At 43.6% G+C, this 17,935-nt stretch carries 15 protein-coding genes; 14 read left to right on the top strand and 1 reads right to left on the bottom strand.

The features are described from left to right. The first annotated feature begins 149 nt into the window (after window positions 1–149). The 7 genes from hpf to INF20_RS00095 all read left to right on the top strand — a co-directional run bounded on the left by hpf (window position 150) and on the right by INF20_RS00095 (window position 7,867). Window positions 150–689, top strand: coding sequence for a ribosome hibernation-promoting factor, HPF/YfiA family (gene hpf / locus INF20_RS00065; protein WP_226384355.1), 540 nt, complete (start codon window positions 150–152; stop codon window positions 687–689). A gap of 72 nt (window positions 690–761) precedes the next feature. After that, window positions 762–1,613: a diadenylate cyclase CdaA gene (gene cdaA / locus INF20_RS00070; protein WP_226384356.1), complete on the top strand. Its 852-nt coding sequence runs from the start codon at window positions 762–764 to the stop codon at window positions 1,611–1,613. Continuing rightward, window positions 1,600–2,790, top strand: coding sequence for a CdaR family protein (locus INF20_RS00075; RefSeq protein WP_226384357.1), 1,191 nt, complete (start codon window positions 1,600–1,602; stop codon window positions 2,788–2,790). The genes cdaA and INF20_RS00075 overlap by 14 nt, the downstream gene beginning before the upstream one ends. A gap of 23 nt (window positions 2,791–2,813) precedes the next feature. Then, the gene (glmM, locus tag INF20_RS00080; RefSeq protein WP_226384358.1) at window positions 2,814–4,169 is read left to right on the top strand and encodes a phosphoglucosamine mutase; all 1,356 of its coding nucleotides are present in this window, start codon (window positions 2,814–2,816) and stop codon (window positions 4,167–4,169) included. Window positions 4,170–4,193: 24 nt separating this feature from the next. Continuing rightward, window positions 4,194–6,023 (top strand): glutamine--fructose-6-phosphate transaminase (isomerizing), encoded by a 1,830-nt coding sequence (glmS, locus tag INF20_RS00085; RefSeq protein WP_226384359.1) that lies wholly within the window; start codon window positions 4,194–4,196, stop codon window positions 6,021–6,023. Continuing rightward, window positions 6,023–7,273: an adenosylhomocysteinase gene (locus tag INF20_RS00090; RefSeq protein ID WP_226384360.1), complete on the top strand. Its 1,251-nt coding sequence runs from the start codon at window positions 6,023–6,025 to the stop codon at window positions 7,271–7,273. The genes glmS and INF20_RS00090 overlap by 1 nt, the downstream gene beginning before the upstream one ends. Before the next feature lie 18 nt (window positions 7,274–7,291). After that, entirely contained in the window at window positions 7,292–7,867 is a 576-nt protein-coding gene (locus tag INF20_RS00095) for a TIGR01440 family protein (RefSeq protein ID WP_226384361.1), read from the top strand. A 77-nt stretch (window positions 7,868–7,944) separates the two neighbouring features. On the opposite strand, the gene INF20_RS00100 is transcribed toward INF20_RS00095, so the two are convergent. Continuing rightward, window positions 7,945–8,811, bottom strand: coding sequence for an NAD(P)/FAD-dependent oxidoreductase (locus INF20_RS00100; RefSeq protein ID WP_226384362.1), 867 nt, complete (start codon window positions 8,809–8,811; stop codon window positions 7,945–7,947). 126 nt (window positions 8,812–8,937) lie between these two features. On the opposite strand from INF20_RS00100, the gene INF20_RS00105 reads away from it, so the two are divergent. The 7 genes from INF20_RS00105 (at window position 8,938) to INF20_RS00135 (ending at window position 17,927) form a co-directional block, all read left to right on the top strand. Continuing rightward, entirely contained in the window at window positions 8,938–9,663 is a 726-nt protein-coding gene (locus INF20_RS00105) for a cysteate racemase (protein WP_226384363.1), read from the top strand. A 20-nt stretch (window positions 9,664–9,683) separates the two neighbouring features. Continuing rightward, entirely contained in the window at window positions 9,684–11,339 is a 1,656-nt protein-coding gene (gltX, locus tag INF20_RS00110) for a glutamate--tRNA ligase (RefSeq protein WP_226384364.1), read from the top strand. Continuing rightward, complete coding sequence (locus INF20_RS00115; protein ID WP_226384365.1) at window positions 11,329–12,270, top strand: AEC family transporter; 942 nt, start codon at window positions 11,329–11,331, stop codon at window positions 12,268–12,270. Before gltX ends, INF20_RS00115 begins: the two co-directional genes overlap by 11 nt. 84 nt (window positions 12,271–12,354) lie before the next feature. Further along, window positions 12,355–14,004, top strand: coding sequence for a sigma-54 interaction domain-containing protein (locus tag INF20_RS00120; RefSeq protein ID WP_226384366.1), 1,650 nt, complete (start codon window positions 12,355–12,357; stop codon window positions 14,002–14,004). Between the two features lie 327 nt (window positions 14,005–14,331). Beyond that, complete coding sequence (locus INF20_RS00125; RefSeq protein WP_226384367.1) at window positions 14,332–15,543, top strand: CaiB/BaiF CoA transferase family protein; 1,212 nt, start codon at window positions 14,332–14,334, stop codon at window positions 15,541–15,543. Window positions 15,544–15,580: 37 nt separating this feature from the next. Then, complete coding sequence (locus tag INF20_RS00130) at window positions 15,581–16,798, top strand: (R)-2-hydroxyisocaproyl-CoA dehydratase subunit alpha (protein WP_226384368.1); 1,218 nt, start codon at window positions 15,581–15,583, stop codon at window positions 16,796–16,798. 1 nt (window position 16,799) lies between these two features. Next, a complete protein-coding gene (locus INF20_RS00135; RefSeq protein WP_264175447.1) occupies window positions 16,800–17,927 on the top strand; it encodes a 2-hydroxyacyl-CoA dehydratase subunit D in 1,128 nt (375 codons plus the stop codon). Window positions 17,928–17,935 lie beyond the last annotated feature (8 nt).

Raw genomic sequence — 17,935 nt, forward strand, 5'->3', positions numbered from 1 at the left:
GTTTAGAAGTAAGTCCTCCGGGAAACCCGGGTCAAGGCAGGTGTGGGGGCAAAGACCAGGTCAGCCGGACGGCTATTGTATATAGACTGTCAAGGGAATCTTATGTTATAATAACAGTAGGAAATTTCATCGCAAAGGAGGGCAATGAAATGAAGGTTATAATAACAAGCAAGAATATTAAGACAAACGATTACATGAAAGACACAGTGGAGAAAAAAATGCAGAAACTGAGCAAATATTTCTCCGATGATATTAGTGTCAATGTGATGCTCTCTAGTGAAAAGAACCTTGAAAAGGTTGAAGCTACCATCAAGGCAAAGGGAATGGTGTTCAGAGCTGAAAGCAAATCTGAAGACATCTACAGTAGCATCGATAAGGTTGTGGACAAACTGGCTTCACAGATGTCCAGATTTAAAAGCAAACTGGTTAAAAAGCATAAGGGACAGCCTGGCATCAAATTTGAAGAATGGCCAGAACCACCTGCAGCAGAAGCAGCTGAAGCTGAAGAACTCAATGTTGTAAGAACAAAGAAACTTGAACTTGTACCTCTTACAGTGGATGATGCGATTATGCAGATGGAACTTGTGGGACATAACTTCTATGTATTTGTAAATGATGAGACAAAAGCTGTAAATGTGGTTTACAAGAGAGAAGAAGGAGATTACGGTCTTCTGGAAACCACATACTAACAATATAAGTTGGAAAACAGGCTGCCGGTCCATGGCCGGCAGCCGTAAATGGTAAATGGCAAAAAGGGGAATATGCAGGAATTTATCAGCAATGTGGCGTCAGGAATCGGCTTAAATGATATTTTGGATATTGCCGTGGTGGCGTTCATATTTTACAAGTTACTGGATTTTATAAGAGAGAACAGAGCCGGACAGCTGGCAAAGGGTCTTCTTATAGTTATATTAGCGGCAGGTTTGTCAAACCTGCTCAATTTGTATGCCTTAAGCTGGCTTATCAGAAGCACGCTGGCTGTGGGCGTAATTGCTCTGGTCGTTATATTCCAGCCGGAGCTTAGAAGGGCGTTAGAGTCTCTGGGGCGAAGCAAATTCTTTAAGGGAAGCCTTTCCAAGGAAGATAAGAGCAAAGCCCAAGAGATAACTAGAGAGTTTGTGGAGGCCCTTCTTTCCATGTCTGATACTAAGACAGGAGCTTTAATAGTTATTGAAAGACAGACCGCTCTTACAGATATATGTGAGACCGGCACAGAAATAGATTCGAAGGTTACAGCTCAGCTCATAGGAAATATTTTCTACGAGGGGGCTCCTCTTCATGACGGTGCAGTGATAGTGAGAGGCGACAGACTTCACAGCGCAGGTTGTGTGCTACCTCTTACATCGAACCAGAACCTACCTAAGGAACTGGGAACCCGTCACAGAGCGGGCATCGGAATAACCGAAGTCTCCGATGCTATTTCTCTGATTGTTTCCGAGGAAACAGGAATAATATCCATGGCAAGGGACGGCAAGCTTACCAGATACATGGACGGCAAGGATGTAGAAAAGGTGCTGCTGGACTGCTATTTCGGAAACGATACCGACGACATAATCAGCAAGGCCAAATCGGCCTTTGACAAGATAGGAGGCTCAAAGGATGCTCCAAAATAAAAAGGTCAATGCGATAATCGCAATAGTGGCAGCAATTCTGGTCTGGGCCTTTGTGGTGGGTATGGTGAACCCGGGAGTTACCAAAAGATTTACGGATATTCCGGTTCAGCTTATCAATCAGGACAGTTTGACTCAGGATGGTCTTGCTGTGGATTCCACGGATATCACTTCTATAGATGTCACTCTTTCCGGTGATAGGGCGGACATAAATAAAATAGAGGAAGGAGATATTCAGGTCACAGCCGATCTCTACGGTAGACACGAAGGCAGCAATTATGTGAGCCTTGAAGTGCAGCTGCCGAGAGGCATAAGCCTTGATAGTCGCTCCGAAGACCGGATACTAATAAACATCGGGCAATTGGTAACAGCAGAAAAGTCGGTAGAGGCTAAGTTGACAGGTGAGGTTGCCGCTGATACTGAAATGAGCGGTGCTGAGGTAGATCCTGAGACCATGACCATATATGGAACAAGAAAGAATGTGGATAAGGTAGATAGAATTGAAGCGGTGGTAAATGCAAAGCTTCTTAATTCCGATGAATCCACCCACGATGTAGCTGTAAAGCCTGTGGACAGTTCCGGTAAGGAAGTGGCATATGTGACAACTTCCAGAGAAACGGCGTCGGTGACGGCAAGTTTGATTAACTTCAAGGAAGTTCCTCTTAAGGTGGATACCACAGGAAGCCTGCCGGAAGGATATGAACTGGAGGGCATAAGTGCTCCTGATACCGTACACATCGAAGGAAGTGCAGAGGATTTAAGTGAAATAACTTCCGTTACGGCGGATGATATAGATATCAGCGGAATTACTGAGGATACCAGAGTAAGACTGAGCATAAATCTGCCGGAAGGCGTAAAGATTAAAGATAGTGACAGACTTTATGCCACGGTAAATGTCCGTGGACCTAGCACCGGTGAATTTACATTCGCAGGAAATGAAATACAGATTGAAGGCCTCCAAGAGGGCTTGGGCGCTTCTATAACTGATAGTGTTCAAGTGTCAATCAGCGGAGCGGCCTCATCGGTAAGCGGGTTAACTAAGGAAGACATAATAGTTACGGTGAATGTGACAGGACTTTCTGAAGGAGAACACAGTGTTCCTGTTTCTGTTACCGCTGAAGGAAATGCTACCGTAGAAGCATCACCTTCTACAGTGATGGTGGTAATTACGAGCAATTAAAAATAGTTTTGAAAGGAAATGATATGGGAAGATTATTTGGAACAGATGGCGTAAGAGGAGTAGCAAACTCTGAACTTACTCCGGAACTGGCATTTAGTCTAGGTAAGGCAGGTGCCTATGTGCTGAGCAAGGAATCAGAAAAAAAACCGACATTTCTCATAGGAATGGATACAAGAATATCTGGCGATATGCTGGAAAATGCCCTTTCGGCAGGGATACTTGCTGTGGGAGGAGATGTTATAAAGGTGGGGGTACTTCCTACACCTGCCATTGCCCATTTGGTTAAGCACTATGATGCAGATGCCGGTATAGTTATATCAGCATCTCATAATCCTTATGAATATAACGGAATTAAATTCTTCAACAGCGAAGGGTTTAAACTGGATGACAGCATCGAAGAGGAAATAGAAGATATAATCCTTAGACAGATTGATGTGAACAGTCATATCACCCATGATCAGATAGGTAAATGTAGAGAGGCTGATGATAACGCTTTAGATATATATGTGAAGTTTCTGGAAAGCACAGCTGATTTCACCCTTAAGGGCAGAAAGATAGTTTTAGACTGTGCTAACGGAGCTGCATATCAGGCTGCCCGCATGGTCTATGACAGGTTGGGAGCCAATACAGTGACAATTGGTGTAAACCCTAATGGTACAAATATAAATGACGGCTGCGGATCTACCCATCCTGAGCTTCTTCAGGAAGCGGTTATAAGGGAAGGTGCTTTTATCGGTCTTGCCTATGACGGTGATGCGGACAGACTTATTGCCGTTGACGAAAAGGGAAGAATAATAGACGGTGACAAGCTCATCTGCATATGTGCAAAGATGCTAAAGGAAGAGGGTAGGTTAGCAAAGAATCTGGTTACAGGTACAGTGATGAGCAACATCGGATTTCATAAATATCTCAAAGATATGGGATGTGAAACCAGAGCCACAGATGTGGGTGACAGATATGTTCTTGAGGATATGCTTAAAACCGGCGGCATTATCGGCGGTGAGCAATCGGGACATATAATATTCCTGGATAAAACTACAACAGGAGACGGTATACTCTCGTCTATTCAGCTGGTTAGAGCCGTACTCAAGTCGGGAAAGAATGCATCGGAACTTTCCGATGAAATAAAAATATACCCACAGGTTCTCGTAAACGCCAAAGTTACCAATGAGAATAAAAAGAGGTATACGGAAGACGAAGAAGTGGTAAAAGCCTTTGACGAGGTAAGTGCAAAGTTGGGTGATACGGGAAGACTTCTCGTAAGGCCGTCCGGAACTGAGCCCCTTGTCAGAGTTATGATAGAAGGAGAGGATACCGAATCCATAACTGAAATGGCCGAAGAACTTGCGGATATGCTCTCGAAAAAATTCGGATGTTAAAATGTAAATTAGGAGGAAAGAAATATGTGCGGAATCGTTGGATATGTTGGAAGCGACAGCGCAAAGGAAAAGATTATAAACGGACTTAAAAGTCTGGAATACAGAGGCTATGACTCTGCGGGAATAGCCTTGGATATTAATGGCAAAATAGAAGTGAGAAAACAGGTAGGCGGTATAAGCAACCTGGAAAAAATAATCGATGATGACAGTTTTGACAGCGGTGTAGGTATAGGCCATACGAGATGGGCCACCCACGGAGCACCATCTACTGTCAATGCCCATCCCCATATCAATATGGATGGAAGCATAGCTGTAGTCCACAATGGCATAATCGAAAACTACACTGAAATAAAGGAAAGGCTTATAGCAGAGCACGGTATTGAATTCAGGTCAGAAACGGATACGGAGGTTATAGCTCAGCTTATAGGTGTTCTTTACGAAGGAGATCTTTACGAAGCTGTTACAAAGGCCGTCTCCCAGATGAGAGGGGCATATGCCGTAGCTGCCATGGCTGCCGATGAGCCTGATAAGCTGGTGGCGGTAAGAAAGGATGCACCGCTTATTGCCGGTATCGGAAAGGGATGCAATTTTATCGCTTCCGATATTCCTGCATTGCTTAAGTATGTTAGAGAAATCTATCTTATCGAAAACAACGAGACCCTTGTTGTAACAAAGGATGATATAAAGATATTCGATGAGGACGGCAACAGGGTAAAAAGAGATGTGTTCCATGTTACATGGGATGCAGATGCTGCGGAAAAGGGCGGATATGAGCATTTTATGCTTAAGGAAATCCATGAGCAGCCGAAGGGCCTTGAAGATACATTAAATAAGAGACTTAAGGATGGAAATATCATCAATCTTGATGGCATCAATATGACAAAGAAGGATATTGAAGGCTTTAACAAGGTATATATTGTAGCCTGCGGTACAGCCTATCATGCGGGATTAGTTGGTAAGGCTGCCATTGAAAAGATGGCAAGGATTCCAGTGGAAGTGGATGTTGCTTCCGAGTTCAGATATAGGGATCCTTTTGTGGATGAAAGCACTTTGTTTATCGCCATCAGCCAGTCCGGTGAAACCCTCGACACTCTGGCTGCTTTGAGAGAAGCAAAGAGCAAGGGGGCAAGAATTCTTTCCGTTGTCAACGTAGTGGGAAGCTCTGTGGCAAGGGAATCAGACGATGTGTTCTACACTTGGGCAGGCCCTGAAATTTCCGTGGCTTCCACAAAGGCATATACAACGCAGCTCATGTGTATGTATCTGCTTGCCCTTTATATGGGAAAGGAAAAGGGAACCATCGACGGAACATATTATGCCAAGGTTATTGAAGAGCTTAAGACTATTCCTGAAAAGTTACAGCATATATTGGATAAAGAAGGGGATATAGAAAAGCTTGCGGATATATTCTATAAGAGAGAACAGGTATTCTTTATCGGAAGAGGCCCTGACTCTGGCGTAGCATATGAAGGTTCTCTTAAACTCAAGGAAATTTCGTATATAAATTCCTTTGCCATTGCAGCAGGTGAGCTTAAGCATGGAACAATTGCGCTTATAGAAGACGACACACTTGTAATCGCTTTGGCGACTCAGGACGCCCTCTTTGAAAAGATGGTTTCAAATGTAGAGGAAATCAAAGCGAGAGGGGCAAGGGTTATTGCCATCGCCAAGGAAGGAAATACGGAAATAGAAAAGAAGGCGGATATAGTTATTTACATTCCGCAGTGCATGGATGAGCTGACACCGCTGCTCAGCGTGGTGCCGCTCCAGCTGTTTGCGTATTTTGTGGCAAAAAACAGAGGATGTAACATAGATAAACCTAAAAACCTGGCAAAATCGGTAACGGTGGAATAATGAATAAATATGAAGTTAAGGATATGGCTCTGGCGCCGTCAGGCCACAGAAAAATAGAATGGGTAAAGGCAAATATGCCGCTGCTTTCCGCTTTGGAAAAGGAATTTGAAGTAACAAAGCCCTTTGAAGGAATAAAGATTTCCCTTTCCATACATATGGAAGCTAAAACGGCATATCTGTGCAAGGTGCTGGCTGCAGGAGGTGCGATTCTCTCCGCCACAGGAAGCAATGTGCTCAGTACTCAGGATGATGTGGCCGCTGCTTTAGCTGACGACGGCATAAGCATATTTGCTATTCACGGAGCAGATCAGGAAACATACAACAGACATATTGAAATGTGTCTTGAGCAGAAATCAAATATTATCATCGATGACGGCGGAGATCTGGTGAGCATGCTTCACAATGAAAGACCTGACCTGGCAGAAGAAGTTTGGGGAGGATGCGAAGAAACTACGACGGGAATTATTAGACTCAGAGCTATGGAAAAGGAAGGTGCTCTTAAATTCCCTATGGTTGCCGTAAACGATGCCGACTGTAAGCATCTTTTCGACAACAGATACGGAACAGGACAGTCTGTTTGGGACAGCATTATGCGTAACACTAATCTTATTGTGGCAGGCAAGACCGTTGTGGTTGCAGGTTACGGTTGGTGCTCAAGGGGCATAGCCATGAGGGCGGCATCCTTGGGAGCCCAAGTTATAGTAACTGAGATTGACCCTATTAAGGCCATGGAAGCTAAAATGGATGGTCATAGTGTAATGACTATGGGACAGGCGGCGCCTTTGGGAGATATTTTTGTTACTGCTACAGGCTGCGCAGGAACAATCCGCATGGAGCATATGGAAAAAATGAAGAATATGGCTATTTTAGCCAATGCAGGACATTTCAATGTGGAAATAGATATGCAGGCCCTTGAGGAGCAAGCTGTTTCTAAAAAAGAGATGAGAAACAACATTATGGGCTACACCCTTAAAAACGGAAACACCGTAAATGTGCTTGCTGAAGGAAGGCTTGTAAATATAGCCGCAGCCGACGGACATCCTGCGGAAATCATGGACTTGAGTTTTGCGGTTCAGGCCATGAGCGCCATGTATATAAAGGATAATTATAAAAATCTTGAAAACAGGGTAATCGATGTTTCTGCGGAAATAGATGATGTTATCGCTAGAAGAAAATTGGCGGCATGGGGCATTGAAATCGATACATTGACAGAAGAACAGGAAAAGTATTTAAACAGCTGGAAGCTTTAATAGATAAAGGAAAAGGACATGAATTTGGATTTTGACAGCATAGAAAAGGAGCTTAAAAGGGCACTTGATGAGATATTTCAGGTGTCTGACATAAAAAAAGGTGATATCTTTGTTGTGGGCTGCTCCACCAGCGAAGTTGAAGGAGTCAAAATAGGACAGGGCTCTAGCATGGAGGTTGCAAAGGTGATATTTGATACTGTATACCCCTATCTTAAAGAGAAGGGTGTATATCTGGCGGCCCAGTGCTGTGAACATCTCAATAGAGCGATTATCATGGAAAGGGATGCGTTAAAGCCTTGGGAAGAAATCGTAAATGTGGTGCCTCAGCTTCATGCGGGAAGCGCCTTTGCCACAACAGCCTATAGCAGATTTGAGGACCCTGTGGCGGTGGAAACGGTTAAAGCCTCTGCCGGAATGGACATAGGGGATACTCTTATAGGAATGCACCTTAAGGCGGTTGCGGTTCCTTTGAGAATTAAAACAAAGAGCATAGGAAACGCTCATCTGTGCTGTGCCAGAACAAGACCTAAATACATAGGCGGAGAAAGAGCCGTATATGACGAAAAACTCTCCGGCGGGGAAATCCGAAGATAACTAAAAGATAATCAAAAGAGAATAAAAAGCCATCTTCACGAGAAAATGAAGATGGCTTCTTTATGCCGTTAAAGACTTTATTTGTTTTGTGATCGCACAAATTTGATAGCTGAAGTAGCAGCTTCCGCACCTTGATATACGGCCTTTGCCACCTGTAGCATTCCCGGGGTGCAGTCGCCTGCAGCATAAAGGCCCGGTATATTTGTTGCCATTTCTCCGTTCACGGCAATTTTAGTACCTTCGGTTACTGCCCCTAACTTTCTTGCAAGATCAGAACTTCCTGCGGTGCCTATGGCTACGAATACTCCTGAAACATCGAGGGCTTTACCGTCTTCAAACACAACGGAAGAAAGCAGTTCTTCTCCTGTCAGCTCTTTTATCTTGCCTGTATCAACGCTTATATTTGTGACTGAATCCGGCAAGGAGAATTCAGGAGTCTGCCCGTCGGTGAGAATGGTTACGCTTTCTACAATTGGAGAAAGCTCCATAGCTTCGTGAAGGGCATATGTGCCGGAACCTAGCACTGCCACATTTTTTCCGCGATGGAAAAATCCGTCGCACACGGCGCAGTAGCTTACACCGCGACCTTCAAATTCCGAAAGTCCTGGCAGCGGCGGAGCCTTTCTTGCTGAACCAGTGGATATAATTACAGCTTTTGCCTTGTACTGGGATTTTTCGCCCGTTACAATAAAATCACCGTCAAAACCAAGGCCGACTACTTGATCCTCTTTGATTTCGATTCCAAGTTCCTTGGCCTGGGCAATTCCTTTTTCGTACAGCTCATCGCCAGGTATGGAGCCGCCGTAGTAGTTTTCTATCATATGGGCCTTAAAAAGTGCGCTTTGACCGGAAGATACAACCAAGGTATCCATTCCGGCTCTTGCCGCATATAAAGCTGCGGATATTCCCGCAGGGCCGCTTCCTATAATCAATATATCAGTCATATGATTACCTCCTCTGTTATATAGATATTATATACACATAAAATGGGAAAAAACACATAAATATAGAAATTGAACCGGGTTTGTTATATAATCTATAAAGTCGGAAAGGACAAAGGAGAAAGAAAAATGAACATTCTTGAAGGAAAGGTTATGGGAGTGATTGGCGGCATGGGACCGCTGGCCACAAATGTGTTCTACGATATGGTTATTGAAAAGACCGAAGCGGAACGGGACCAGGATCATATAAATATGATAATACTCAGTCATGCCACAATGCCGGACAGAACGGCGGCCATAAAGGAAGGCAAAACTGATGAGATATTTGAAAAATTGCTAAAGGACGCCAGGTTCCTTGAAGAAAGTGGAGCATGTTGCATAGCTGTTCCCTGTAACACTTCCCACTATGTTTTGGGATGGGTACAGGAAAATGTAAATATACCGATAATCAATATGATAGATGAAGCGGCGCTGATGGTTAAGGAAGATGTCGGTTCCGGAATCGGAAAATACGGAGAAAAAGTCAAGATTGGCGTAATGGCCACCGACGGAACTATTGAAATGGGGCTTTATCAGAAAGCTTTAAAAGCACAGGGGCTTGAACCTGTTGTGCCTTCTTCGGAAAACCAGAAAAAGGTTATGAAAATAATCTACGAAGGCGTTAAGAAAGGTCAGCCGGTAAAACCTGAGGACTTTAAAGCGGTAGCCGATGAGTTTAAGGAAAAGGGTTGTGCAAAGGCTCTGATGGCATGTACGGAGCTTTCCGTTTACAAGATAAAGGAAGGCCTTGATGATTACTACATTGATGCCATGGAGGCACTGGCAAAGAAAGCGATAGAGATCTGCGGAAAATAACTGATGAAAGGAATATAAATATGAGCGTAAAAATGGCGGAACTACTCTTTCCTGAAGTGAAGGAAAGACCTGAAGATATTGAAAAGAGATTTCCTAAAAGAGAGCTTGCTCCGGGAGCGAGAGTTACAAGGCTTGGTCCGAGCCCTACAGGTTTCATTCACCTGGGCAACCTTTACGGAGCCTTCGTGGACGAGAGATTAGCTCACCAGAGTGAAGGTGTATTTTACCTGAGAATAGAAGATACAGATGATAAGAGATATGTTGAGGGAGCCGTTGAAACGATTATCGATAGCCTCGATTTCTTTGGCATAAGATTTGACGAAGGAGCCACAAAGGAAGGCGAAGTCGGAGCTTACGGACCTTATCATCAAAGCCAGAGAGCTGAAATCTACCATGTTTTCGTAAGGGAATTGGTGGAAGAGGATATGGCGTATCCGTGCTTTTTGACAGAGGATGAAATTGCAGCCATCAGACAGCAGCAGGAAGATGCCAAGGAAATGACCGGTATCTACGGAAAATATGCAAAATACAGGGATATAACCCCTGAAGAAGCAGAAGAAAAGATAAAGGCAGGCATGCCTTATGTTATGAGACTTAAATCCGATGGAAAACCTGGAGAGGAAGCTACGGCTATAACTGTGGAGGACGGCATCAGAGGTACTCTGACAATGCCGGAAAACTTCCAGGATGTGGTTATATTAAAGACAAACGGTATACCTACATATCATTTTGCCCATGTGGTAGACGACCATCTTATGAGAACTACCCATGTGGTAAGAGGCGAAGAATGGCTTTCCACGCTACCGGTTCATGTGGAGCTGTTTAATAAGTTGGGATTTGAACTTCCTGTTTACTGCCATACAGCGCAGCTTATGAAAATAGGCGAAGATGGAAATAAGCGTAAGCTTTCCAAGAGAAAGGATCCAGAACTGGCCTTGGATTATTACAGGCAGGCAGGATATCATCCTCAGGCGGTAAGGGAATATCTCCTTACGATTCTCAACTCCAACTATGAGGAATGGAGAAAGGAAAATCCGGACAGCGATGCCGATGAGTTTGAATTTACCATGGAAAAGATGTCGAATTCAGGAGCGCTGTTTGATATAAATAAACTTAACGATGTATCCAAGGATACCCTTGTAAGAATTTCCGCAGCAGATCTGTATGACTTCTTAAAGGAATGGGCAGAAAAATATAGACCTGAAATACTGTCTTACATCACTGAAGATAGGGAATACATGCTTAAGATTCTCGACCTTGGCAGAGACGGCAACAAGCCGAGAAAGGACTTTATAACTGCTGGTCAGATGTTTGATTTTGTAAGTTATTTCTTTGATGACTTCTTTAAAATCGAGGATGAGATACCGCAGGAGGTTACCAAGGAAGATGCCAAAGCAATTTTGGAAGGATATCTGGCAACCTATGACCATAATGACGACCAGAGCGGATGGTTTGAAAAGATAAGAACCATGGCCGCGGAAATGGGATATGCGGCAAAGCCTAAGGACTACAAAAAACATCCTGAAGAATATAAGGGTCATGTGGGTCATGTGAGCACGGTTATCAGAATTGCTGTTATGGGAAGAAGCCAGTCTCCTGATGTATGGGAGATTCAGCAGATTCTCGGCGAAGAAAGAACTGTAGCAAGAATAAAGGCGTTTAAAGATGCTATCTAATTTTATAGTATCGGCGGAAGCGGTTATGCCTATGGTTGTTCTTATGGCCATAGGTGTACTCGTAAGAAAAGCCGGAATAGTAAACCGTGAGGAAAACAAGCATTTTAACAGAATGGTGTTTGTGGTATTCTTTCCGGTAATGATGTTTTCGAATCTGTATGGCACTGACCTTATGGAAGTGGTGGAATGGCATATTATAGCTTATGCTGTGGGAGCCCTTGCGGTAATTTATCTGGGTGCACTGCTTTTTGTCACTAGGATTGAAAAATCACCTAAGAGCAGAGGCGCCATGATTCAGGCCATATATCGAAGTAATTTCGTAATAATGGGGATTCCTGTGGTGGCCAATTTCTACGGACACGGAAATATGCCTGTTACTGCGATGCTGGTTTCCATTATAGTTCCCTTGTACAATGTGCTGGCTGTAATAACTCTGGAGGTTTTCAGGGGAGGAAAGGTCAGGCCGGGAGAAATCTTGCTTGGAATAATCAAAAATCCTCTTATCATAGGAGGAATTGCAGGTATTGCGGCGGCATTAACAGGCTTTAAGATGCCGGAGCCTTTAGAAGGGCTTATGGATGAAATGGCCGTAGTTGCTACACCTATGGCTCTCGTAATACTGGGGATTTCCTTTGACTTTTCCAGCGTTAAAAGGTGCGGAAGAAATCTCGTAATTGCCGTGGTTGGAAAACTGGTTGTCGTACCTGCTATATTTTTGCCGATTGCTGCAATGCTGGGATTTAGAGATGTGGAATTTGTAACTCTTTTGGCAATGTTTGCTGCACCGGTGGCGGTGTCGTCATATACCATGGCAGAGAGCATGGATAGCGACGGACAGCTGGCAGCCAACAGCGTGATATTTTCATCGATATTTTCTTGCTTCACAATGTTTATATGGATATTCATATTCAAAACCCTCGGGTACTTCTAAAGAAACCCGAGGGTTGTCTTTTATTCTTTCATCGGCTATAATTCCCATATGGATAAATCAACTATTATTACATTGGTGAGCAACATGGGTTCACCAGCATTTCTTGCCGATGAAGATGGCAAGGTACTGCTTAAAAACATAAGCATGCGATATATCAGAGAACGACTTGGTACGGGAGAGCTTCATCATCTAAATGAAATGGAAATTGTTTTAGGTGGATATGAAGCCCATCGGGTTCGTAAATTTAAAATCAGAGATACGAATATCGACGGACTGGTCTACTATCTGGATTATCCTGACGGAGATAAGGTCAGGATGTTTGTGTTTGACAGATCCATTTCCGCAGATAAGACCATGACTGATATTATGGAACATATCGACGAGGTGGTCGTAATATTTAATCAATATGGCGTCATTGAAAAGATAAACAGTATAGCCGATTCCATTTTGCCTTTCAGTAGAGAGGATATAGTCGGAAAGGATATCAGAGAGCTGGTCAAATGGGGTATGGTGGAGGATCCTATCATCCTAAAGCTTATAGAAAAGAAGCAAAAGGTGTACGGAGATATTGCATATCCTAACGGCAAGGTTATCTCCTATACGGCTATTCCGGTTTTTGGAAGCCGAGGAAATTTCCGCGGAGGTGTGCTGACTGGCAGAGACATTTCACGAATCATAAGTCTTGTACAGCAGAGAGACAGAAACGAAGAGGACGAGGATGTTGAATACATAAGTGTCAGCGATTCCATGAGAGAAATCAAAAACATGGTTGATACCGTAGCTGCCTCTGACGCCACTGTGTTTATAACAGGAGAGTCCGGTGTAGGTAAAGAGGTTTTGGCGAGGCGCGTATGGAAAAACAGCGGCAGGAGAAACGGACCGTTTATGGCTGTAAACTGCGGCGCAATTCCAAGCGAGCTCATAGAATCGGAATTCTTCGGATATGAAAAAGGGGCTTTTACCGGGGCAAACGCTAAAGGTAAGGAAGGTCTTTTGGAGGCTGCCAACGGCGGCACTCTGTTTATGGATGAAATCGGCGAACTTCCTTTGGATATGCAAAAGAAGCTGCTCAGGGCTATCCAAGAAGGGGCCATTATTAGAGTGGGCGGCACTAAAACTAAAAAGATAAATGTGAGATTTATCTGTGCCACAAATAAAACAACTGAAGAACTACGAAATCCGGCGGTCTTTAGGCAGGACCTTTACTACAGACTCAATGTCATTCCCGTGGAGGTTCCGGCTTTAAGGGACAGAAGAGAGGACATAATGCCTTTGGTGGGATATTATCTGCAGCATTTTAATGATAAATATCACAGAAAAGTATTTATGACAGAAGAGGCTAAGCATATACTGGATGAATACAGATGGCCCGGCAATATAAGAGAACTTAAAAATGTCATCGAAAGATGTGTTGTGCTTGCTCCACAGGATGAAGTGGACGGTATTCAGATGGACAGAATGCTCGGACTTGGAAGTCTTGACAAGATACAGGGAAGTCATTTTATAAAAGAAAGAAAACCTGTGACAAAGGTTGAAATCGATACAGAAGATGACGAAGAAAGTATTCTCATCAGGGATATAATGGATATTAATGAAGCTCACAGGATATGTGAGCAGATAATAATAAAAAAAGCTGTTGAAAAATACGGGAATATTACAAAGGCGGCTGAAGCGGTCGGAATAAATCCTTCAACCATATACAGAAAGATTAAAAGCGGTCAGCTGGAAATTTAAATCAGAATCCGGAATTGAGTTTTGCAATTTGCAAAAATGATGACTCAATGATGAATTAAGATCGTTGCAAAATGCGAAAAATTTGCATCTTGCAACGGTTTTTTTATTACGAAAAATTCGATGAACCACCTGAAAAAAGATACATTGATGATTTTTTAACAAATTTTTCTTCGCAGAAATTCAGCTATTTCAAAGAGTCAGGCTGCAGCATCGGAAAATTTGCAAATGTATTTTTTGATATTGGCACGGGAATTGCTCTTTACTATAACCAGAAAATAAAAACTATCTATATACGATCGGAAGATCAAAGGACTTAAGGAGGTAACAATGGCTAATACAGGACTGCCTTTGGAGGGCATTAGAGTTATCGAGTATGCAAACTACGTAGCAGCGCCGGTAACAGGAAGACTTCTCGCTGACTGGGGAGCAGAGGTAATTAAAGTAGAACCTCTTTCCGGAGATTCAATGCGTTTCGTGGGAATGCAGTGGAACTTCCCTATTGATGATGAGGAAAATCCTCTTTTCGAAATCGAAAACTCCGGTAAAAAGGGAATCATGGTTGATACAACAACTAAAGAAGGTGTTGAACTCATCTACAAGCTTCTTGAAGATGCAGACATCTTTATCACAAACACAAGACAGAAGGCTCTTGATAAGAGCGGCCTTGACTACTGGACAATGAAGGAAAAGGCTCCTCATATCATATACGGACACCTTCTGGGATACGGTGACAACGGTCCTGCAAAGGACAATCCGGCTTTCGACTACACTGCTTACTTCGCAAGAGGCGGTATAGCAATGAGCCTTATGGAAAAGGATACTGCTCCTTGTAACGCAGTTGCAGGTCTCGGTGACCACGCAGCAGGAATGAGCCTTGCGGCAGGTATCCTTGCAGCTTTAAATAAGCAGAAGCAGACAGGAAAGGGAGAAAGAGTAACAGTTTCTCTGTTCCATACAGCGGTATTCGGAATGGGTATCATGGTATCTGCGGCAAAATACGATTATCAGATGCCTATCACAAGACGTCAGCCGCCTAACCCACTGAACACTACTTACAAGTGTGCAGACGGAACATGGGTACAGTTGGCATTCTTCCAGTACGACAAGTGGTTCCCAGGTTTCTGCGATATTGTAATCGAAAGACCAGATCTTAAGGGAAGCAAATACAGCACTATGAAGAGCGTTGTAAATTATACAGAAGAATTCGTAATGATGATGGAAGAAGAATTCATCAAGAGACCGTTTGACGAATGGGCTGAAAGACTTCAGAAAGCTGGAATCCCATACGAAAAACTGGCAACTCCTACAGACATCTTAAACGATGAACAGTGCTGGGCAAATGACTACCTGATCAAGCACACATATGATAACGGAAACGAAGGCGTAATCTACAACACTCCTGTAATGTTCACAGAAAACAAGAGAGGCGATTACGTAAGAGCTCCATACATGGGCGAACATACAGCCGATGTTATGAAGGAAATCGGTCTCAGCGACGAAAAGATTGCCGAGCTCAAGGAAAACAATATCATCAAATAGCGTAAAAGTGTTTATTGATTGAGATAGGAGAAAAATCATGGAAGAAAAAAGAGATGCAAGACAGGTCATAAACGACCTGCTGGCTGAACAGTATGCCAACGCATTTAAGGCGAAGGAACAGGGAATTCCTGTGGGCTGGGCGACATCCGTATTCCCTCAGGAACTGGCAGAAATTTTCGATCTGCCTCTGTGCTATCCTGAAAACCACGCTGCGGGAGTGGCGGCTAAAAGAGAATCTCTGGAACTTTGTGAACTGGCTGAGGACAAGGGCTATTCTAACGACCTGTGCGCTTACGCCAGAACAAACTTCGGACTTCTGCTTAAGGGACATTCAGATACTCTGCCGATGCCTGAGCCTGATTTCCTCTGCTGCTGCAACAACATCTGCAACGAGGTAATCAAATGGTATGAAAACATCGCTAAGGAAAGAAATATTCCGCTGATCATGATCGATACAGCATATAACTATGACGATGAAATTTCCGAAAGCAGAGTTAAATACTTAAGAGATCAGTTTGAGGAAGCTATAAGACAGCTTTCCGAAATATCCGGAAAACCTTTCGACCCTAAGAGGCTGGAGGAAGTTATGAAGATATCATCGGAAAACGGTAAGCTTTGGAAATATTCAATGAGCCTGCCTTCCGGTAACTATCCTTCACCTATGAACGGCTTCGACCTTTTCACATACATGGCAGTAATCGTTTGTGCCAGAGGAAAGAAGGAAACAACAGAAGCATTCAAGCTGTTGGTTGAATATCTTGAAGATAATGCAGCAAAGGGAGAAACAACCTTCAGAGGTGAAGAAAAATACAGAATCATGATGGAAGGTATACCTTGCTGGCCATATATCGGCTACAAGATGAAGACTCTGGCAAAATACGGAGTTAACATGACAGGAAGCGTATATCCTCACGCATGGGCTCTCCAGTACGAAATCAACGACCTGGATGGCATGGCAAGAGCATACAGCTCCATGTTCAACAATGTAAACATCGAAACCATGACAAAATACAGAGTTGACTGCATGAAAGAAGGCGACTGCGTAGGTGCTTTCTATCACATGAACAGAAGCTGCAAGCTTATGAGCTTTATCCAGTATGAAATGCAGAGAAGAGTCGCTGAACAGACAGGACTCCCATATGCAGGATTCGACGGAGACCAGGCGGACCCTAGAAACTTTACTGAAGCTCAGTTTGAAACAAGAATACAGGGTCTTGTGGAAGTAATGGAAGACAGAAGCAAGGAGGAAAAGTAAGATGAATATCAATGAATTGATCGGAAAATTCCAGCAGGTGTCTTCAGACCCTAAGGCAATGATGGACAAATACCTTGCGGAAGGTAAAAAAGTCATAGGTGTGCTTCCGGTATATACTCCGGAGGAAATCGTTCACGCTGCAGGCATGGTTCCTATGGGACTGTGGGGCGGACAGGTGGAAAGCGACAGAGCTAAACAGTATTTCCCTGCTTTTGCCTGCTCCATAATGCAGTCTGTTGCAGAACTGGGACTTAAGGGAAGCTACAAGGGCCTTTCCGGAGTAATCATCCCTTGCATGTGCGATACTCTTATCTGCATGACTCAGAACTGGAAGTCTGGAATAAAGGAAATCCCTATGATTCCTTTCGTACATCCGCAGAACAGAAAGCTGGAAGGCGGAGTTAAGTTCCTTATGGCAGAGTACAGCCATGTAAAGGAAGAATTGGAAAAGATATGCGGCCATGAAATTACTGAAGAAGCCATGGCAAAGAGCATTGAAATCTATAACGAAAATAGAAAAATCATGCAGGAATTTGTTGAACTGGTACCTTCATACCTGAACACAATTACACCTGCAGTAAGAAATGCCGTAATCAAGAGCAGACACTTCATGCTTAAGGAAGAACATACAACTCTTATGAAGGAACTGGTTGAAGCTCTTAAAGCTCAGCCGGCAGAAGACTTTAAGGGCAAGAAAGTACTTGTTACAGGTATCATTCTTGACAACAAGGAAATCCTCGACGTTCTTGAAGAAAACGGTGTAGCGGTGGCTTACGATAATGTTGCTCAGGAAAGCAGACAGTTCACTACTCTGGTTCCTGATAAGGGCGACAGTGCCATCGAAAGACTGGCAAGACAGTGGTCTGAACATGAAGGCTGCACGCTGGCCTACGACCCTGAAAAGAAGAGAGGTGCCATGATAGTTGAAGATGTTAAGCGTCTTGGACTGGACGGCATAATATATGCGCTGATGAAATTCTGCGACCCTGAAGAATATGACTACCCTATAGTTAAAGCAGACTTCGACGATGCGGATATCCCAAGCCTGTATCTTGAGGTAGAACAGGAGTCATCAAACGCAGAGCAGGTTAGAACGAGAGTTCAGACTTTCGTAGACATGCTTAGCTAATCACATAT

The sequence above is a fragment of the Gallibacter intestinalis genome, from assembly GCF_014982745.1.
GTDB classification, from domain to species: domain Bacteria; phylum Bacillota; class Clostridia; order Peptostreptococcales; family Anaerovoracaceae; genus Gallibacter; species Gallibacter intestinalis.